This is a genomic window from Cryobacterium sp. 10I1 (assembly GCF_035019805.1).
In the GTDB taxonomy this organism is placed as follows: domain Bacteria; phylum Actinomycetota; class Actinomycetes; order Actinomycetales; family Microbacteriaceae; genus Cryobacterium; species Cryobacterium glucosi.
On the sequence record NZ_JASJVF010000306.1, the window covers coordinates 1 to 3,330 of the forward strand.

The window sequence follows — 3,330 nt, forward strand, 5'->3', positions numbered from 1 at the left end:
AGTGAGTGGAGGCCTCCGTGGCGATTTCGGTGCGGTCGCCCGACCACAGGGTGTGGAACACGCCGGGCTTGTCGACGCGCTTGTATGTGTGCGCTCCGAAGAAGTCGCGCTGGCCCTGCACGAGGGCGGCGGGCAGACGTTCCGCGGCGAGCGAGTCGAAGTAGCTCAGGGCCGAGGCGAAGCCGGGAACCGGGATGCCCGAAAGCGCAGCGGTCGAGACGACGCGACGCCAGGCCGACTCGCCGGCGGCGACGGCCGCGGCGAAGAACGGGTCGACGAGCAGCGTCGGGATCGACGGGTCGTTCGCGTAGGCATCCACGATGCGGTTCAGGAACTGGGCGCGGATGATGCAGCCGCCGCGCCAGATCGTGGCGACGGCGCCCTTGTCGATGCTCCAGTTGTACTTGGCGGCACCGGCGATGATCTCGTCGAAGCCCTGCGCGTACGCGACGACCTTCGACGCGTAGAGCGCCTGGCGCACGTCGTCGACGAAGGTGTGGCCGACGACGGCGATCTCGGGGCGGGCGCTGATCGAGGCGCGCACCGGTCCGCGCTGCTCGGGGTGGCTCGACACGGCGCGGGCGAACACGGCCTCCGCGATTCCGGCGACGGGCACGCCGAGGTCGAGCGCGTTCTGCACGGTCCAGACGCCGGTTCCCTTGGAGCCGGCCTCGTCGAGGACGATGTCGATGAACGGCAGTCCGGTCTCGGCGTCGACCTGGCGGAGCACCTCGGCGGTGATCTCGATCAGGTAGCTCTCGAGGTCGCCCTTGTTCCACTCGGTGAACACGTCGGCGATGGCGGCGGGGGAGTGGCCGGTCACATGACGGAGCAGGTCGTACGCCTCGGCGATGAGCTGCATGTCGGCGTATTCGATGCCGTTGTGCACCATCTTGACGAAGTGGCCTGCGCCGTCGGTGCCGATGTGGGTGACGCACGGCACGCCGTCGACGACGGCGGCGATCGACTCGAGGATCGGGCCGAGGGTCTCGTAGGCGAGCGCGGAGCCGCCGGGCATGATGCTCGGGCCCTTGAGCGCGCCCTCTTCGCCGCCGGAGATGCCGGCGCCGACGAAGTTGATGCCGGTCGCGCTGATCGCCTTTTCGCGGCGGATGGTGTCGTGGAAGTCCGCGTTGCCGCCGTCGACGATGATGTCGCCGGGCTCGAACAGCTCGGCGAGCTGGCTGATGACCGCGTCCGTGCCCTTTCCGGCCTGGACCATGATGATGGCGGTGCGCGGGCGGCTCAGCGACGCGACGAAGTCCTCGATGGTCTCCGAGGCGACGAAGCCGGCCTCGGGGTGTTCCGTCATGAGGGTCTGGGTGCGCACGTACGAGCGGTTGTAGACCGCGACGGTGTTCCCCTCCCGGCTGGCGAGGTTGCGGGCGAGATTCGAGCCCATCACCGCCAGTCCGACGACGCCAATATTTGCCTGTGCTGTACCGGTTTCGGTCACGTTCGCTCCTTCAAAATGGTTGGTCTAGAACCATGTTCAAGGTTAGTCGGTCGGGCTGGGCACCTGCCCGACGGGGGCGGGCGGATGCTGGTGCAAGGTTCCCGCACACTCCGCTAGGCTTAGCAGTTGAACTTCGGCGAGGGCTGCCAGGCGTGTCACGCACGCTCGGCATCCGTTATCGACGCGGCGAAATGCTTCACGGCCTTTCCTCACGCGACACGCGTTCGAGTTGAACCAGCACCCATACGCGCGGCCATCGGCTGCGCAACTGATCTGGGCCGTAGAGGCCTGACAAGGAGACACATCATGGCTGAGGCCAAGGACAAAAAGGTCATCGACAACAAGATCGATGCCGACCTGCGCACCAAGTTCGGCAAGGGTGCGGCCCGCAAGCTGCGCGTGCTCGGCAAGATTCCGGCCGTCATCTACGGCCACGGCACCGACCCGGTGCACGTTGCACTTCCGTCCCACCAGATCGGCCTGATCCTGCGTCGCGCCAACGCGGTGCTCGAGCTCGAGGTCAACGGCGAGACCCACCTGACCCTCGTCAAGGACGTCCAGAAGGACCCGGTCCGTCAGATCATCGAACACCTCGACCTCATCGTCATCCGCAAGGGTGAAAAGGTCCAGGTTGACGTCGCCGTGCACCTGACCGGTGAGATCATCGCCGGAAACGTCATCGACCTGGACATCAAGAGCCTGCTGCTCGAGGTCGAAGCGACCAACATCCCGCAGAACATCGTTGTCAACGTCGATGGCCTCGACGAGGGTGCCCAGATCAAGGCCGGCGAGATCGTCCTTCCCGACGGTGCCGTGCTCATCTCCGATGCAGACGCCGTCGTCATCAGCGTGCACCTGCCCGAGGCCGAGGAAGAGGAAGAGGCCGTTGCCGACGCCGACGCCGAGGCCGTTGTCGAGGAAGCCCCCGCCGAGTAGCATTCGCTTCACGCTTTCTGCCTGATCTCGTCGAACAAGGAGGATTTCCCTGGACGAGAATCTCTGGCTCGTAGTCGGGCTCGGTAACCCCGGGCCCGACTACGCCGGAAACCGCCACAACGTCGGCCACATGGTGACCGCCGTGCTCGCCGACCGACTGTCGGCGAATTTCAAGACCCACAAGACCAACTCGACGGTTGCTTCCGGGCGCAGTTTCCCCGGGGGCCCCGGGCTCGTGCTCGCGACGCCGAACACCTATATGAACGTGTCCGGCGGACCGGTGGCCGCCCTGCTGCGGTTCTACTCGCTCGAACCGGATCGCCTGATCGTCGTGCACGACGAGCTCGACCTGCCATTCGACACGCTCAAGATCAAGGTCGGCGGCGGTCACGGGGGCCACAACGGGCTCCGCGACATCATCGCGGCCATCGGCACGAAGGACTTCGTGCGTATCCGCCTCGGCCTGGGCCGCCCGCCCGGTCGCCAGGCGCCGGCCGACTTCGTGTTGCACGACTTCTCCAAGGTCGAGCGCGAGACCCTGCCGAACCTGCTCGAAGACGCAGCGGATGCGATCCAGCTGATCGCGGCGGAGGGCGTCACCGTCGCCCAGCAGAAGTTCCACGCGCCCTGACCCGCCCGCGACAGTGACCGTCCGCGACAGTGACCGTCCCGACCGCGAGAATCGCCGTTCCGGTCGAGAGTCACCGGTGTGGCGGCGACTGTCGACCGGAAAGGCGACTGTCGGCGGTGCTGCGTAGAATTGCCGGGTGACCCTCCACGGCGTAATTGCCACACTTTCGCGCGCCTCCACGTTCGACCGAGCCCTCGCGTGCGCGGGCCGCGACGCCGACTTCTCGCTCACCGAAGGCCTCAGGGCTCCCGTGCTCGCCGCGCTCCTCGAACAGCGCGCCCGGCTCGGCAAGGCCCCGGCCCTGCTG

The 3,330-nt window shown here is 66.9% G+C and carries 3 protein-coding genes; 2 read left to right on the forward strand and 1 reads right to left on the reverse strand.

What is annotated here, in order from left to right; translation table 11 throughout:
• A partial coding sequence (gene gndA / locus QN345_RS17000) for an NADP-dependent phosphogluconate dehydrogenase (RefSeq protein WP_241975212.1) occupies positions 1–1,402 on the reverse strand: 1,402 nt, incomplete at its 3' end.
• A 360-nt stretch (positions 1,403–1,762) separates the two neighbouring features.
• On the opposite strand from gndA, the gene QN345_RS17005 reads away from it, so the two are divergent.
• Together QN345_RS17005 and pth are read left to right on the forward strand one after the other, a co-directional pair.
• Entirely contained in the window at positions 1,763–2,392 is a 630-nt protein-coding gene (locus QN345_RS17005; RefSeq protein WP_134448261.1) for a 50S ribosomal protein L25/general stress protein Ctc, read from the forward strand.
• Between the two features lie 49 nt (positions 2,393–2,441).
• Positions 2,442–3,023: an aminoacyl-tRNA hydrolase gene (gene pth / locus QN345_RS17010; RefSeq protein ID WP_134448262.1), complete on the forward strand. Its 582-nt coding sequence runs from the start codon at positions 2,442–2,444 to the stop codon at positions 3,021–3,023.
• Positions 3,024–3,330 lie beyond the last annotated feature (307 nt).